Origin of the sequence: Kingella negevensis (genome assembly GCF_030177895.1) — a bacterium.
Lineage (GTDB): Bacteria > Pseudomonadota > Gammaproteobacteria > Burkholderiales > Neisseriaceae > Kingella_C > Kingella_C negevensis.
Genome location: NZ_CP123448.1, coordinates 337,841 through 351,756 on the forward strand (window position 1 = coordinate 337,841; position 13,916 = coordinate 351,756).

Sequence of the window (13,916 nt, forward strand, 5' to 3'; positions counted from 1 at the left end):
GATATTCATGTCCGACAAATTTCCTTGTTTTTGTTCAAATCTCGCAGCCTGAAACTTTCAGGCTGCATTTTTATGATTCTTTTTTCTCAGGGAACACAAACGAAGCCAACACGCCAGTCGCCAAAACCACCAACACCACAACCAAAGACGCATTCGCCGAGATTTCCCAACCGTGATGGAACAAATGATTAGTCGCCGCTAAAGCCAGTTTAAACGCAATGAAAAACAGCAAAAACACCACCGCTTTTTCCAAATGCACCAACAAGCCTTTCAACGCCTCTAAAACAAAATACATCGTTCGCAAGCCCAAAATCGCAAACATCATCGCGCTATACACAATCAACGGCTCTTTAGACACCGCAATCACCGCAGGCACGCTGTCAAACGCAAACATCACATCAGACAACTCAATCACCGCCAAACACAAGAATAACGGCGTTGCCACCAAAGCTCCTTTTTTCATCGGTTGCGGATGGCTTTCTTCAGGGTGTTTCACATCTTCGCCCGCTAGTTCCAAATGAGCGTCAGGAAATTCCGCTTTTGCCTTTGCCAACTCGTCCGCATTCAAAAAGAAATTGTGTCCATACAAACGCGGAAATACAGCGAAGAATTTGTGAACCAATTTATAGGCAAAATGTTCCGAATAATCCACGTTTTCATCATCATTGTCATCGCCGCCTTTTAATATCATCACCGCCGCAAACGCAATAATCGCCGCAAAAATCAGCTCAACATACGCGCCTAACGCCAGCAATCCTGTGCCAATCGCCACAAAAATCATGCGGAACACAATCGCCCCAATAATCCCCCAATACAGCACACGATGGCGCAAACCTTCAGGAATTTTGAAAGACGCAAACACCGCCATCATCAAAAACAAATTATCCACCGACAGCACTTTTTCCAGCGCGTAACCTGTGAAATACAAGCTCGCCATTTCACTGCCGTGATGAAACCATAAATAACCACCAAACGCGATAGACACCGCCACCCAAAACAGCGACCACAAAGTCGCGCTTTTGAGCGTCATCGGTTTTTCATCTTTGTGCGCGAAAAGGTCAATCAAAATTGCCCCCACCGATAGCACCACAAAAACCGCTACTGTTTCAATAGGGAAACCTAAGTGTTCCGTCATATTGCATTCCTTAAGAGTGAGAAACCTTTGCAAAACTTCAGATTTGAGCAGTTTTCAAAGCCATAGCAGCGCAGCAAGCTCAACGTACTTCATGTACGTTGAGCTTGCGAGCAGCGCATGGCGAAGAAAAATGCCAAAGATGAAGATTTTGCAGAGGTTTCGGTGTTAAAAAACGCGGCATTATAATAGATAAAAAAGTTTTCAGGCTGCCTTTATCAGAGAAAAAGCAGCCTGAAAAATATTATTTATTCAAGCGCTGCAATTCCGCTCGAATCAATTTCGCATTTTGTGCCACATCATCTACAAAATTCAGCGATTTACCATCAAAATGCGAAATCTTCGGTAAATCACGCAAAAAATCGTCCACATCTTGCGCCGTCAAAAATCGCCCATGCAAATCCCAACCCACATTCAGAATCCGCCCCTGTAACTGCGTTACACGGTCATGAATATGCCCATGCAAATGATACCAGCCCTTGTGGCAGCCGTCCCATTCATCAATCGGATAATGAAATAAAATCAACGTATTATTGATTTCAGGCAGCCTTAATTTTAAATAATCCTGCGCCGTGGCAATCATCGGCAAACCGTCATGCTTCGGCGTGTTTTGCAAACGCTGAATGTGCTGCTCCACTTGTCCGTCATGATTACCGTAAATCAAATGGTGCGTGCCATTCAAACGGCGCAACACATTTTCCAACTGCTTGAAATCACGCGCGAAAGACAAATCGCCCAAATTGTAAACCACGTCATCGCTGGACACCGTTTCATTCCAACACGCAATCATAAACTCGTCCAACTCCGCAGGGTCGCTGGTTGCAGGACGGAAAGTCGGACAAAATTTCGCAATGTTTCGGTGCGAAAAATGCAAATCCGATGTGAAAAAGATTTTTGACATTTTTTTAATACTTTCAAATTGTTATTATTTTTCAGGCTGCCTGAATTATTTATTTTGTAATTGCCGTAACAATTTATCCAGCTCGTTATAAATTCGGCTACATTGGCGTTCAATATCATAAGTGCGACTGGTGTTAAACAACGAAAGCCAGTCCACATTCCAATCAAAAGCGTCATCCAAAAACAAATCCAACAAATCGTCAGGAGCCTGAATTGTTTGATTTGACTGAAAATTTTTCAATTCACGTTCCAGTTCTTTTAATTGATGCTTCATAATATCCAATTTATTTCGCATTGAATAATTTTGAGCCGTAGACCACAGCGAGGCAGCTTTGCTTTTGGAAAAGAAGTCAACTGTTTCAGCAAAACCTGCACTGCTGCAACTGCTTTTCGCGTCCTGTACGGTACGCATTACTTGAGTAATTTTTAAAATTAAGTCCTGTTTATTTTGTGTCATGATTGTCTCCCATCAATATTTTCAGGCAGCCTGCACTCAAACCACATTCCTTAAAAATTCCTGAATAAACGCAATCTTATCCAATTCTGCCAATTCATTAAAATACGATTGATTAGCCGAAATATAATCAATTAACGGATAAAATTCTTCATCAACATGGCGTTTATCCAACTTCCGCGACAAATTATCCGCCGTGCTACGCCCGAACAATTTAGACACTAAATAATACGGCGATTTCAGCTTAAACAGCATTTCCTTTGTTGCCGAATCAAACACCATAAAGCCTTCATGCTCCACCGTTTTCAGCAGGGCTTTCAATTCACCAAACGAAATATTTTCAATCACTTGCGGACGTTTCACGTCATAACGCGCCGCGATGTCGTCCAATTCCTGCTCGCGCCATTGCCGCCCAGTCGCCACTTCAATCACGCCAATCAAAGTCGCGCCAAATGCTTCGCGGATAATATGCACATCGATCGGGTCGCACACTTCAAATAAAAACGTGTGATTCGGATAATCCGAAAACATATTTTCATATTGAGAACAATGTTTTGCCGTCATTTTCGCAAAATCACTATCCAGCGAACCTGTGGTAGAAAACAGCGTTTTGTTGTTGAAATTTGCACCATAATTCGTGTGATTTTCAGGCAACCTGATGTGCGTGCAACAACCCAAAAAACCATTCACTTTAACCACCGCATCAACACGGAAATCATCTGGAATTTCAATCGGATATTTGCTGTTTTTCGCCACGAGCTCGGAATAATTGAACACTTTTTTAAACGGACGAATGATGATGTTATCGTGCGAATCCAGCACCAAACCGCGCATTTCCACCAGCGCATCATTAAAACAATTGTCGTAAAACACATGGCGGCGGTATTTCAACACGCGCAATTCAGGATATTGGCGCGATGCTTTGGCGGTAAAATCGCGCTGTCCGTATTGTAAAAATCGTTTGGTAACATAGGTTTGCTGTGTTTCATCAAAATCCAATGGCGTGCGCTGAAACGCATTCATTTCATCAATTACCACCTGTTGCTCGGCAGAAATCGGGCAAATCGCTGGAACGTGCTGCTCGTCTTTCACGTGATTTTGATTTAAGCGATGATACGCGGCTAAAACTTCGCGTTCAGGTACATTGTGTGCGTTTGGGTAGAAATTATGCAAACGGTAAACTTCTGTTGCAAAACGATGTTTTTTCGCCAAATCCAGTAAAGCGTGGCAAGCGTTGGCTTTTTGATTGGTATTAGAATTGACGATTAATACATCGGAATGCGGCGATTGTTGCCCTTGTTTGAGCGCGTTTTTGAATGTCGCCATGCCTTTTTGTTGGGCTTTGGCTAATTTTTCGGGGTCAAAATGATACACGCCGTTTTCATCTGTTAATTCTTTATCGTTTTCAATGTGAATGATTTGCGCATTGGGGTAATCGCGTTGAAATTCGGCGATTTTTTGCGCGGCAAAGGTGGATTTGCCCGAGCCTTGATGTCCGCGTAATAAAATGAATTTTTGCATTTTTTAGTCTTTCTGTTGTTTTCAGGCTGCCTGAAACCCCAATCCCCACTAACCCACCCTGATTTTTCAACAAACCGACACGCGGTAGTAACAATACGCTTTGCATAGTGCGGCATAACGTCTGCTGGGCAAAACAATGCTTGGAAAAAATCCTGCGCTGCCCTTTGCGCTCCAGTGAATGAGCCTATGCGACAATTTTGTGTCCACATTTTGCTGAAAAACGACGCGACTGGGTTTTCAGGCTGCCTGAAAATTATAAATCATTCAACCAATTAGATTCCTGAATTTGCATATCCAATTCACGGCAACGCTTGGCGATTTGGTCGGCTTGCTTGCGAATATCTCGCACATTAACTGCTGACAACATCTTGATTTCACTGCGACTATAACGATTTTGTTCAGGCGTTGCCGCGTCCGCTAATTTGATTAACGTGGCGTGTTCCGCTTTCAATCGGTCGCGTTGCGCCAGCGCGGCGGTCATGGTTGTGCCGTTTGGCAACGTGATTTGGCTGTTGCGTTGGTTGATTTGCACCACCAAATTTTCCAACGAATCAGCAGCTTGATGATATTCCGCCAATAATTCGGCTGGGTTTTCGCTGGGCATTTCGCCGTCTTGGTATTGCGCGTTTTGCTGCAATCGTTGCGAGAGTTGCGCTAATTTTCGTTGCAAATCAGCGCGTTCAATCAATGCTTGTGCGAGTTTCATTTTGTTTTCCTTTTTGTGTTATCTGCTTTTTTATTTGCAAACATTGTGCCAAGCCGTTTTCAGGCTGCCTAAAATATTTATAATTTACTGATTTTAAATAGAATATATTTTTCAGGCAGCCTGAAAACGTCTGCGTTATAATTTTAAAATCTATAAATTTATATAGGATAATAGAAATATGAATATATCTAAAAAGAATGTCGTGGTTAGTTTTCTTGGCACGGTGCTGGATTCGGGCATGGGTCAAGGGCGTTGGCGAAAATGGCGACCGAATGTGGCGATGAATCAGCGTGATGATTTGAAAATTGACCGTATTGAATTGTTTATTCAAGAGAAATTTTTAGATTTAGCCAATCAGGTTAAAGCGGATATTCAGCAGGTTTCGCCTGAAACGGAAGTGAATTTTGTGCCAATTGAAATGAACAATCCTTGGGATTTCAGCGAAGTTTATACCAAACTACACGATTGGGCGATTCATTATCCTTTTGATACAGAACAAGAAAATTATTTAACGCACATTACAACAGGTACGCACGTCGCGCAGATTTGTTTGTTTTTGCTCGTGGAAAGTCGGCAAATTCCGTCTATGCTGTTACAAACGTCGCCGCCGAAAAATCAGTATAAAAACATGGAGAAAGGCGATGTGGGGTCGTATGAAATCATTGATTTGGATTTGGCGCGGTATGATGTGCTGGCACAGCGTTTGGCGGCGGTGCGTGATGATGCGGTGTTGTATTTGAAAAGCGGCATTCCCACTAAAAATCAAAAGTTTAACCAAATGATTGCCGAGATTGAACAAATCGCGCTCAATTCGCCGTCCCCTATTCTGCTCAACGGTGCAACTGGGGCTGGCAAATCCATGTTGGCAAAACGTATTTTTGAATTGAAAAAATCCAGGCATTTGATTTCAGGACAATTTGTTGATGTGAATTGTGCAGTTTTACGTGGTGACGGTGCGGCTTCAGCGTTGTTCGGACATAAAAAAGGCGCGTTCACAGGTGCGGCAGACAAGCGCGACGGCTGGCTGAAAACGGCAGACAAAGGCGTGTTATTTTTAGACGAAATCGGCGAATTGGGTTTGGACGAACAGGCGATGTTGCTCAAAGCGATTGAAGAAAAACGATTTTATCCAGTCGGCAGCGATAGTGAAGTGGCGAGCGATTTTCAGTTGATTGCTGGCACAAACCGCGATTTACGCGCCGAAGTTCGCGCTGGGCGGTTTCGAGAAGATTTATTTGCGCGGATTAATATTTGGCAGTACACGCTGCCTGATTTGGCGGAACGGCGTGAGGATATTGAGCCGAATTTGGTGCATCAGTTGGCGTTGGTATCGCAAGAGTTAGGGCGGACAACACGCTTTAATACGGAGGCGAAGCGGGTTTATTTGGATTTTGCATTGTCGGCACAGGCAGTTTGGCGTGGGAATTTTCGGGATTTGGCGGCGAGTGTGGTGCGTTTGGCGACACTTGCGCCTGACGGGCGGATTTCGGTGGAGTTGGTTCGCGCGGAGATTGAGCGGTTGAAATGGCAATGGCAAGATGATGATTTTTCAAAGAAAGATGTTTTCAGGCTGCCTGAAAAAGTGAATTTAGATGAATTGGATTATTTTGACCGTATGCAGTTGGAAAATGTGATTGCGGTTTGTCGGCAGCATAAAACGCTGGCGGCAGCAGGTCGTGCGTTGTTTGACGTGTCGCGGTTGGTGCGTGTAAAGCCGAATGATAGTGATAGGCTGCGGAAGTATTTGGGGAAATTTGGGTTGAGTTGGGAAGATATAACGCAGCCTGAAAGCGTGTAAAATGCGCTTTTTTTATGTAAACGGGTTGCACGATGATTGAGCCGATGTCGCTTTTGACTTTATTTTTGCTGGGCTTTTTTGGGGGGACACATTGCGTGGGAATGTGCGGTGGTTTGAGTACGGTTTTTGCATTGCAGTTGCCGCCGCATATTCGGCGCATTTGGCTGATTATTTTGATGAATTTGGGCAGAATTTGCAGCTATGTTTTAGTGGGAATGCTAATGGGGGCGTTGTCGCAAATAGGGAGTTTTTTGGTGCATACGCATGCGCTGCAAGTGGGTTTGTTTGTGTGTGCGAATGTGTTGCTGCTGATGATGGGGCTTTATTTGGCTGGGATTTTGGCGTGGGCGGCAAAAATTGAGGGGCTGGGAAAACCGATTTGGCGCAGTGTGCAGCCGTGTTTAAACCGTTTGCTGCCGATTCGTTCTGTGCCTGCGTGTTTTGGGGTGGGGTTGTTGTGGGGATGGTTGCCGTGTGGCTTGGTTTACAATGCGTCGCTTTATGCGCTGGGTAGTGGCTCGGCTTGGAAAGGTGGGCTGTATTTGCTGGCGTTTGGGTTGGGGACGTTGCCGAATTTGTTGGCGGCTGGGTTATTTGCGGCGCAGTTGCGTGAGATTTTGCAGAAAAGAGCGGTGCGGTTGGTGGCTGGGCTGGTCGTGTGTGGTTGGGCGGTTTGGCAGTTGGTTGGGATATTGATATAGAAAAAGCAGCCTGAAAGTGTTTTCAGGCTGCTTTTATCTTTAGTGAGATTTCTTTAGTGGTTTCCCCAACGGCAGCACAATCGCACAAACAATCGCGCCAACAATTATCCCAACCACAAAAGTAAATCCCATATTCATCAAGCTGCTATCCCAATGAAAATGGTGCAACCAACTCACATAATGTGTGAAAATCCCACCGCCCACTAAGAACATCGCAATCGTGCCAACCACGCTCAAACTACGCATAAACCACGGCATGAACGCAATCAGCCCTTGACCAATCATTTGTTTCAGACGACTCGGTTTGCGCATTAAAAACATTCCAAAATCATCAATTTTCACAATCACACCGACTAAACCATAAACGCCAAACGTAATCCCAATACCCACAGTCGCAAGTGCAATCAGTTTAACAAGCAACGTCGCGTTTTGAACTTCGCCCAACGCCAAAATAATAATCTCAGCCGATAAAATAAAATCCGTGCGAATCGCGCCCTTAATCTTATCTTTTTCAGAATCCAGCGTGTCGCTCACTACTTCCGTGCGCGTTTCTTCTTCATGATGAAAAAACTTCTCTAGCAATTTTTCCACGCCTTCAAAACACAAATACGCGCCGCCAATCATCAGTAAAGGCGTAATCAAACTTGGCGCATACACCGCCAAAATCAGCGCAATCGGAATCAAAATAACCTTGTTTATCAGCGAGCCTTTCGCCACCGCCCACACAATCGGCAATTCCCTGTCTGTCCGAACGCCAGTTACTTGGTTCGCATTCAGAGCCAAATCATCGCCCACCACACCAGCCGTTTTTTTTGCTGCCATTTTCGTCATCAATGCCACATCGTCCAGCACCGAAGCAATGTCGTCTAATAGCGTAAATAAAGAAGCTATTGCCATCAAAATTCCTTGTTGTTCAACATAAAAAAGCGCATTATAGCCGTTTCAGGCAGCCTGAAAAGTTAATTTTTACTATAATGCTGCCTGAAATCATGTAACTAAAACAAGGAACTAATCATGGACTTAACCGAAACCCAAATCAGCTCAACCCCCATCGACCACAGCAACTTTTTGCACATCGACTGCGACCACATTCGGCTACCAAACGGCAACGAACAAACACGCGTAGTCGTGCGACATCCAGGCGCATCGTGCGTGTTAGCCGTAACGCCAGAAAACAAAGTTGTGCTGGTGCGTCAATGGCGATACGCAGTTGGACACGACACATTAGAAATCCCAGCAGGCAAATTGGACGAGGGTGAAGACCCAGCCGTTTGCGCCTTGCGTGAACTGGGCGAAGAAACGCCATACACCGCCGAGCGTGTCGAAAAAATCGCCCATTTTTACAGCGCCCCAGGCTTCTGCAACGAAGTCTTACACCTATACCGCGCCGTAAACATCACGCCAACCAGCACCCTGTCGCCAGACCAAGATGAATTTGTGGAAACCGAATTTTTGAGCAAAGACGAAGCGCGCGCCGCGATTGCCACAGGCAAAATTTTAGACGCGAAAACATTGATTGCCTTGCAATTTTGGTTGGCAGAATAATGAGCAGCCTGAAAATCATCGCGCTGCCAGCGTTTAACGACAACTACATTTGGCTGCTGCAGCGCGGCAATCAAGCCGTTTGCGTGGATACAGGGCAGGCAGAACCTGTGCTGAATTATCTGCGTGAACACAATCTCACGCTGGCGCAAATTTGGGTTACGCACCCACATGGCGACCACACGCTAGGCATTGCCGAATTGCAGCAACATTTCCCCGATTGCCAAGTGTTTGGCGCGGCGGACATTCAGGCTGCGAACCAGCGAGTAGGAGAGGGCGATGTGATTGAATGGCAAGGCTTAACCGCGCAGGTTTGGCACACGGCAGGACACACTGCCCATCATCTTTCGTATGTGTTGCAGGACGGTGAACAGGCGCATATTTTTTGTGGCGACACGCTGTTTTCTGCAGGCTGTGGGCGCGTGTTTCCAGACGGGCGCGTGGATTGGCTGCACCACAGTTTGCAGCGAATCAACACGCAGCCTGAAAACACGTTGCTTTATCCAGCGCACGAATACACGGCGGCGAATTTGCGTTTTGCAGCGCATATTGAAGCGGACAATGCCGATGTTCAGGCTGCGTTGCGCGAAACCGTTGCGCCCAGTTTGCCCGTTTCGCTGGCGCATGAACAGCGCGTGAACCCGTTTTTGCGTGTGCATTTGCCTGAAGTTCGGGTGCGTGTGCAGCAGTTAGCAGGGCAAGCGTTGGTAGACGACGAAGCGGTTTTTGCCACGTTGCGCGAATTGAAAAATCAGTTTTAATATTTTCAGGCTGCAAACACAGTTTGTTAATGTTAAAGAGCGTGGTGTTGCGCCGCCACACCCACGCTTTAGATTGCAGAAGCGAAACAGTTTCAGGCTGCATTTTCACAAAGCAAGTTTTTCAGGCTGCGATTATCACTAATCGCAGCCTGAAACGTAATGATATAGTTGATGCAATTACCTTTTAAGACAAGGGCGTTGGCAACGCAGTATTAAAAGGTCAGTGCATTAACTATATGTTAAAATTTCCCTTATTTTGACACATACAGGATACGCAAAATGGCAGGAAACACAATCGGACAAGTTTTCACAGTCACCACATTCGGCGAAAGCCACGGTGCAGGTTTGGGCTGCATTATTGACGGCTGCCCACCCAACTTAGCCCTAAGCGCAGAAGACATTCAACACGACCTAGACCGCCGCAAACCAGGCACCAGCCGCCATGTTACCCAACGCCGCGAAGCCGATGAAGTGGAAATTTTGTCAGGCGTGTTTGAAGGCAAAACCACAGGCACGCCGATTGCGCTGTTAATCCGCAACACCGACCAACGCAGCAAAGACTACGGCAACATCGCGCAACAATTCCGTCCTGGACACGCAGACTATACTTATTGGCACAAATTCGGCACGCGCGATTATCGTGGCGGTGGTCGCAGTTCGGCGCGTGAAACGGCGGCGCGTGTGGCGGCTGGCGCGGTGGCGAAAAAATGGTTGAAAGAGCAATTCGGCACGGAAATTATTTGTTGGGTTACGCAAGTTGGCGAGAAAGAAATCGCGTTTGAAAGCGAAGAATTTATTTCGCACAATCCATTTTTCGCCGCCAATCAGTCGCAAATTGCTGATTTGGACGCGTATATGGACAGCGTTCGCAAATCATTGGACAGCGTGGGTGCGAAATTGCATATTGAAGCGCGAAACGTGCCTGTGGGTTTGGGCGAGCCTGTGTTTGACCGTTTGGACGCGGAAATTGCTTACGCATTGATGTCGATTAACGCGGTGAAAGGTGTGGAAATTGGCGACGGTTTTGATGTGGTGGCGCAACGTGGCAGCGTTCACGGCGATGAATTGACACCAACAGGTTTTAAATCGAATCATTCTGGCGGCATTTTGGGTGGCATTTCAACAGGTCAAACGATTACGGCAAATTTTGCAATTAAGCCAACGAGTTCAATCACTACGCCGCGGCAAAGTATTGATATTGAAGGCAATGCGGTGGAAATTGCCACGCACGGACGACACGACCCTTGTGTCGGTTTACGCGCAGCACCGATTGCGGAAGCGATGCTCGCACTGGTGTTGATGGACCATGCGTTGCGACACCGCGCTCAAAATGCGGACGTGCGTGTGAATACGCCTGACATTGCGCATTTAATGAAATAATTTTTCAGGCTGCCTGAACTGAGTATTGACTCAAATTAAATAACGTTGTTATAAAATAACATTTAGTTTGCGATTGGCATACAATACCGCTTTAGTTTACAAACCAAGGCAAAACAGAGAAATGTTATGCAACTTAAAAGATTGGCTATGCTGTGCGGCTTGATGTGCAGCAGTTATGCGGTTTGGGCAAAACCTGTTGAAGTAACGATTGGGGCAGAGCGTTATCACACGGCGAAACGCGTTTCATGCAATAAGTGGGTAATTTGAATGCGATTACAGGCGCGGTGAAATATCATTTCAATGATAGACACGCAGCGCGTTTGGAAGGGCGATATGCGCGTGGTAAAGCAGAATATACAGATGGTGCCGCGCCAAGTGAAGACGAGCCTGAAGGTTTGCCATGCGGCTCGATTGTTACCAAAAATATTCCACGTAAATCTTATGATATTCGTGCGATTTATGAATACAACTATCCAATTCGTGAGGGCATGACGGCGATTGCAGAAGCGGGCTTAGAGCATCGCGTGTTGCGTGATTTGAGCAGCCGTAAAGTGAAGATGCGTACGGCCGTAAAAATGTAACTACGTACGCGCATATTGGCGCAGGCTTGAACATTCAGTTGCCAAGCCAATTTGAGTTCACGCCAAAAGTGGCTTATAACCATGGGTTACGCGGTCGCCAATATTCTTACTCAGATGGCAAAATTGAAATGAAACAACCACACGCTAAAGGTTTTGAGCTGGATTTGCCAGTAAGCAAAACGTTTGAGAATGGCAGCAAATTGAGTTTTGCTTCGTTCTATCGCGGTCGGAAAGTGTTTGATTCAGATGATGCGTCTATTCTTGATGAGGAAACAGGCAAACAGTTGCAAATCAATGAGCCAAAAAACCGCACGCGTGAAGTGGGCTTTAAGTTACAATACACATTCTAATTTTTCATAAAATCAACCATAATTTATGGTTGATTTTATTTTTTTGCAGCCTGAAAAAAGGAAAATGTGATGATTCGGAAAATTTTAGCGGTTTTATTGTGTGCGACTGCTGTGTTGGCACAAGCACAAACGCAGCCTGAAAATATGGCAGGAACGTGGCAATGCGTAGCGGAAGAGAAAACGGACAATTTTTCTACGCTCACGCAATACACGGCGGAATATTCGGCGGATAAGTCTATGCGTTTGGACGGCACGATTGACATTGCGTTCAGCGAAAAAGTGGCAGTGAAAAGCTCGGGCGTGCTGGGGATTGGTGGCGACAATGGCAAGAAGTTGCACTATACCTTCAAATCCAAAGGAACTTGGGATTTGAGCGAAAACGAGTTTATTCAGCATACCACTCAGCGTAAAATCAGCGCAGACCGAGCCACTCGGCACGGCAAGTTGTTTCCTGATTGGCTGAAGGAATTTAACGAACCGTTTATTCATGGTATGACGGTTACGGAAGAGAAAACGGAATTGGCGAAATTTGGCGTGGATTCGATTTCAGAAACGGAAATGAAATTGCATTCACCTAATCGTAAATTGCCGTTGGTTTGTACGAAACAATCTTAAATCTATTCGCAGCCTGAAAAATTTTCAGGCTGCTTAGGGCGGGTTGATATTTCATATCGCGGTGTCTTTTTTGCTCAAATACGCGACTACTGCGTTGAAAATACGCGCAAGGTGTTCAACCTTGCTTGCATTTTCGCCTTGTATTCGCGTATTTGCGCTAAAAAAATCCAACTCGCGAATGAAATATCAACCCGCCCTATTTTGAAAGCGAATCATGTTACACAAAAAAGATGCCACAAAAGTGGCTTATTTGCGCGTGCTGGCTTTGGCGGTGGCAGCGTTTATTTTTAACACAACAGAATTTATCCCAATCGCGCTGCTGACGGACATCGGCAAGGGTTTCAATATGCCTGTGGAAGACGTGGGTATTATGATGACGGTGTATGCGTGGGTGGTGTCGCTGATGTCGCTGCCGTTTATGCTGCTGACGGCAAACATGGAACGCCGCAAATTGCTGTTGCTGTTGTTTGCGGTGTTTATTGTGGGACACGGCGTGTCGGCAATCGCGTGGAATTTTCAGATTTTGTTGGTGTCGCGTGTGATGATTGCGCTGACCCATGCGGTGTTTTGGTCGATTACGTCTGCGCTGGTGATGCGTGTTGCGCCACGTGGCAAAAAGCAGCAAGCGTTGGGTTGGCTATCGCTCGGCACGGCGTTGGCAACGATTTTGGGCTTACCGTTGGGGCGCGTGATTGGGCAGGCGCTGAATTGGCGCACGACTTTGGGATTGATTGGCGTGCTGGCGTTGGGCGTGATGATTTTGTTGTTTAAATTGTTACCCAAACTGGAAAGCAAAAATTCAGGCAGCCTGAAAAGTGTGCCGATTGTGCTGAAACGTCCGCTTTTGCTGGGCGTGTATGCGATGACGGCGATTGGGATTACGGCGCATTTCACGGCGTATAGTTATATTGAGCCGTATGTGCTGCACATCACGCACATGAGCGAGCAGGTGGCAACGAGCGTGTTGCTGGTGTTTGGTTTGTCGGGCGCGGTGGCGAGCTGGCTGTTTGGGAAATTCTATCCGCGCAATCCCGATAAATTTTTGCAACTGACGGCTGGGGGCTTGGTGGTTTCTTTGCTGGCAGTTTGGGCGTTGGGCGCGAGTGAAGCGGCGATGTTTGGGCTGATTTTTGTGTGGGGGATTATGATTTCGTGCATGAGCTTGAGCATGGTGGCGCGTGTGCTGAATTATGCTTCAGACGCGACTGATGTGGCTTCGGCGATGTATTCGGGGATTTACAATATTGGGATTGGCGGCGGTGCGCTAGTGGGCGGTATTGTGATGCGTCAGCAGGCTTTGGGCTTGAGCGCGATTGGTTTGGTGGGCGCGGTGTTGGCGGCTTGCGGTTTGGGGATTTATTTGTGGGTGTACTACCGCTATAATGCACAAACGCAGCCTGAAAATTTGGTATGTGTAGGTCGGATACTTGTATCCGACAAACGCAAACGGTGAAAAAGTTGGATTCAAGAACCCG

17 protein-coding genes are annotated in these 13,916 nt (G+C 46.2%); 11 read left to right on the top strand and 6 right to left on the bottom strand.

The window, feature by feature from the left end:
* Window positions 1–70: 70 nt before the first annotated feature.
* The 5 genes from QEO93_RS01830 to QEO93_RS01850 all read right to left on the bottom strand — a co-directional run bounded on the left by QEO93_RS01830 (window position 71) and on the right by QEO93_RS01850 (window position 4,713).
* Window positions 71–1,135 carry a TerC/Alx family metal homeostasis membrane protein gene (locus QEO93_RS01830; protein WP_032138156.1) on the bottom strand — a complete coding sequence of 355 codons (1,065 nt, stop codon included), beginning with the start codon at window positions 1,133–1,135 and terminating at the stop codon, window positions 71–73.
* Between the two features lie 241 nt (window positions 1,136–1,376).
* Window positions 1,377–2,033 carry a phosphoesterase gene (locus QEO93_RS01835; RefSeq protein ID WP_032138157.1) on the bottom strand — a complete coding sequence of 219 codons (657 nt, stop codon included), beginning with the start codon at window positions 2,031–2,033 and terminating at the stop codon, window positions 1,377–1,379.
* A 45-nt stretch (window positions 2,034–2,078) separates the two neighbouring features.
* On the bottom strand, window positions 2,079–2,489 hold the full coding sequence (locus QEO93_RS01840) for a hypothetical protein (RefSeq protein ID WP_032138158.1): 411 nt from the start codon (window positions 2,487–2,489) through the stop codon (window positions 2,079–2,081).
* A gap of 36 nt (window positions 2,490–2,525) precedes the next feature.
* Entirely contained in the window at window positions 2,526–4,007 is a 1,482-nt protein-coding gene (locus tag QEO93_RS01845; protein ID WP_032138159.1) for an RNA ligase, read from the bottom strand.
* 253 nt (window positions 4,008–4,260) lie between these two features.
* Window positions 4,261–4,713: a DIP1984 family protein gene (locus QEO93_RS01850; protein WP_032138160.1), complete on the bottom strand. Its 453-nt coding sequence runs from the start codon at window positions 4,711–4,713 to the stop codon at window positions 4,261–4,263.
* Between the two features lie 178 nt (window positions 4,714–4,891).
* Here QEO93_RS01850 and rtcR point away from each other — a divergent pair, with 178 nt between their 5' ends.
* Together rtcR and QEO93_RS01860 are read left to right on the top strand one after the other, a co-directional pair.
* Window positions 4,892–6,511: an RNA repair transcriptional activator RtcR gene (gene rtcR, locus QEO93_RS01855; protein ID WP_032138161.1), complete on the top strand. Its 1,620-nt coding sequence runs from the start codon at window positions 4,892–4,894 to the stop codon at window positions 6,509–6,511.
* Window positions 6,512–6,543: 32 nt separating this feature from the next.
* Window positions 6,544–7,212 carry a sulfite exporter TauE/SafE family protein gene (locus QEO93_RS01860; protein WP_032138162.1) on the top strand — a complete coding sequence of 223 codons (669 nt, stop codon included), beginning with the start codon at window positions 6,544–6,546 and terminating at the stop codon, window positions 7,210–7,212.
* Between the two features lie 39 nt (window positions 7,213–7,251).
* Here the strand turns inward: QEO93_RS01860 and QEO93_RS01865 are convergent, their stop codons facing one another.
* Window positions 7,252–8,109, bottom strand: coding sequence for a DUF808 domain-containing protein (locus tag QEO93_RS01865; protein ID WP_032138163.1), 858 nt, complete (start codon window positions 8,107–8,109; stop codon window positions 7,252–7,254).
* 117 nt (window positions 8,110–8,226) lie between these two features.
* Here QEO93_RS01865 and QEO93_RS01870 point away from each other — a divergent pair, with 117 nt between their 5' ends.
* From QEO93_RS01870 to QEO93_RS01910, 9 genes are all read left to right on the top strand, one after another.
* Complete coding sequence (locus tag QEO93_RS01870; RefSeq protein WP_032138164.1) at window positions 8,227–8,757, top strand: NUDIX hydrolase; 531 nt, start codon at window positions 8,227–8,229, stop codon at window positions 8,755–8,757.
* Window positions 8,757–9,515: a hydroxyacylglutathione hydrolase gene (gene gloB, locus QEO93_RS01875; protein ID WP_081907069.1), complete on the top strand. Its 759-nt coding sequence runs from the start codon at window positions 8,757–8,759 to the stop codon at window positions 9,513–9,515. The genes QEO93_RS01870 and gloB overlap by 1 nt, the downstream gene beginning before the upstream one ends.
* Window positions 9,516–9,538: 23 nt before the next feature.
* Entirely contained in the window at window positions 9,539–9,703 is a 165-nt protein-coding gene (locus QEO93_RS01880) for a hypothetical protein (RefSeq protein ID WP_157686389.1), read from the top strand.
* A gap of 91 nt (window positions 9,704–9,794) precedes the next feature.
* Window positions 9,795–10,895: a chorismate synthase gene (gene aroC / locus QEO93_RS01885; RefSeq protein WP_085815496.1), complete on the top strand. Its 1,101-nt coding sequence runs from the start codon at window positions 9,795–9,797 to the stop codon at window positions 10,893–10,895.
* A gap of 126 nt (window positions 10,896–11,021) precedes the next feature.
* On the top strand, window positions 11,022–11,162 hold the full coding sequence (locus tag QEO93_RS01890; RefSeq protein ID WP_157686391.1) for a hypothetical protein: 141 nt from the start codon (window positions 11,022–11,024) through the stop codon (window positions 11,160–11,162).
* On the top strand, window positions 11,150–11,476 hold the full coding sequence (locus QEO93_RS01895; RefSeq protein ID WP_052368869.1) for a hypothetical protein: 327 nt from the start codon (window positions 11,150–11,152) through the stop codon (window positions 11,474–11,476). Before QEO93_RS01890 ends, QEO93_RS01895 begins: the two co-directional genes overlap by 13 nt.
* Before the next feature lie 26 nt (window positions 11,477–11,502).
* Complete coding sequence (locus tag QEO93_RS01900; RefSeq protein WP_143445736.1) at window positions 11,503–11,826, top strand: hypothetical protein; 324 nt, start codon at window positions 11,503–11,505, stop codon at window positions 11,824–11,826.
* Between the two features lie 69 nt (window positions 11,827–11,895).
* Complete coding sequence (locus QEO93_RS01905; protein WP_032138166.1) at window positions 11,896–12,441, top strand: hypothetical protein; 546 nt, start codon at window positions 11,896–11,898, stop codon at window positions 12,439–12,441.
* A 214-nt stretch (window positions 12,442–12,655) separates the two neighbouring features.
* Window positions 12,656–13,894: a sugar transporter gene (locus QEO93_RS01910; RefSeq protein ID WP_044250565.1), complete on the top strand. Its 1,239-nt coding sequence runs from the start codon at window positions 12,656–12,658 to the stop codon at window positions 13,892–13,894.
* The last annotated feature ends 22 nt before the right edge of the window (window positions 13,895–13,916 follow it).

Excerpts from the sequence above, each read along its gene's own strand:
- QEO93_RS01910 (WP_044250565.1), top strand. The coding sequence starts at position 12,656 with ATGTTACACAAAAAAGATGCCACAAAAGTGGCTTATTTGCGCGTGCTG.
- rtcR (WP_032138161.1), top strand. The coding sequence starts at position 4,892 with ATGAATATATCTAAAAAGAATGTCGTGGTTAGTTTTCTTGGCACGGTG.
- QEO93_RS01850 (WP_032138160.1), bottom strand. The coding sequence starts at position 4,713 with ATGAAACTCGCACAAGCATTGATTGAACGCGCTGATTTGCAACGAAAA.
- QEO93_RS01860 (WP_032138162.1), top strand. The coding sequence starts at position 6,544 with ATGATTGAGCCGATGTCGCTTTTGACTTTATTTTTGCTGGGCTTTTTT.
- QEO93_RS01835 (WP_032138157.1), bottom strand. The coding sequence starts at position 2,033 with ATGTCAAAAATCTTTTTCACATCGGATTTGCATTTTTCGCACCGAAAC.
- QEO93_RS01870 (WP_032138164.1), top strand. The coding sequence starts at position 8,227 with ATGGACTTAACCGAAACCCAAATCAGCTCAACCCCCATCGACCACAGC.
- aroC (WP_085815496.1), top strand. The coding sequence starts at position 9,795 with ATGGCAGGAAACACAATCGGACAAGTTTTCACAGTCACCACATTCGGC.
- gloB (WP_081907069.1), top strand. The coding sequence starts at position 8,757 with ATGAGCAGCCTGAAAATCATCGCGCTGCCAGCGTTTAACGACAACTAC.
- QEO93_RS01840 (WP_032138158.1), bottom strand. The coding sequence starts at position 2,489 with ATGACACAAAATAAACAGGACTTAATTTTAAAAATTACTCAAGTAATG.
- QEO93_RS01830 (WP_032138156.1), bottom strand. The coding sequence starts at position 1,135 with ATGACGGAACACTTAGGTTTCCCTATTGAAACAGTAGCGGTTTTTGTG.
- QEO93_RS01845 (WP_032138159.1), bottom strand. The coding sequence starts at position 4,007 with ATGCAAAAATTCATTTTATTACGCGGACATCAAGGCTCGGGCAAATCC.
- QEO93_RS01905 (WP_032138166.1), top strand. The coding sequence starts at position 11,896 with ATGATTCGGAAAATTTTAGCGGTTTTATTGTGTGCGACTGCTGTGTTG.
- QEO93_RS01865 (WP_032138163.1), bottom strand. The coding sequence starts at position 8,109 with ATGGCAATAGCTTCTTTATTTACGCTATTAGACGACATTGCTTCGGTG.
- QEO93_RS01890 (WP_157686391.1), top strand. The coding sequence starts at position 11,022 with ATGCAACTTAAAAGATTGGCTATGCTGTGCGGCTTGATGTGCAGCAGT.